The sequence below is a fragment of the Exiguobacterium sp. s189 genome (genome assembly GCF_018617615.1).
GTDB classification, from domain to species: domain Bacteria; phylum Bacillota; class Bacilli; order Exiguobacteriales; family Exiguobacteriaceae; genus Exiguobacterium; species Exiguobacterium aestuarii_A.
In genome coordinates this window covers 1-593 of sequence record NZ_JACSKM010000029.1, presented here as the reverse complement: position 1 = coordinate 593, position 593 = coordinate 1, and the positions used below count along the sequence as shown (strand labels likewise).

1 protein-coding gene is annotated in these 593 nt (G+C 61.0%); it reads right to left on the bottom strand.

What is annotated here, in order from left to right; genetic code table 11:
* Window positions 1-440 (bottom strand): RNA-guided endonuclease InsQ/TnpB family protein (locus KNO99_RS15285; protein WP_214750087.1); only part of this gene is annotated, 440 nt, incomplete at its 3' end.
* Window positions 441-593: the final 153 nt, after the last annotated feature.

Below are 593 nucleotides of genomic sequence, written 5' to 3'. Positions count from 1 at the left end.
GACCGGATGACGCCCTCGAACGGGCGATGTTGTGTGAACCGCACGAACCCGACCTTCGGCAGCCGGACTTTTCCCGACTCGATGCGGATCGTGCCATGCTGGTTGTTCGTCGTGTAGGAGGCGCGCGACCGCCGTCTCGATTTGAACACCGGGAAGCCGCCCGTCCCGGCGAAGAACTTCGCGAACGCCGTGTCGAGGTTCAGCTTCGCGTTCGCGAGCGCGAGGCTGTCCGCCTCGGCGAGGAACGGGAACAGGGGCTTGTAGGAGGCGGGTGTCGCCGGTTTCCGTCTCGTTCCGCTCCCCGTTTTCGCCTCCTCGCGGATGGCGATGCGGTCCTCGAGCAGCTTGTTGTAGATGAACCGGGCGCAGCCGATCGTCTTGATGAAGAACTCGGCCTGTGCCGGCGTCGGGTGGAGCCTGTATGTGTATCCTTTCAGCATGTCCGTCCCTCCTCCCTTCCGAAGATCGTGATGTGTCTGCCTCATCCGATACCCGCAGAGAGGGAGGGAGAATCTGACGGAATGACGAACTTTTGTTCGTCATATCTGTCACAGAGAAAAAGAGTTTTGGACCGGGCGATTCATCCCCCACCT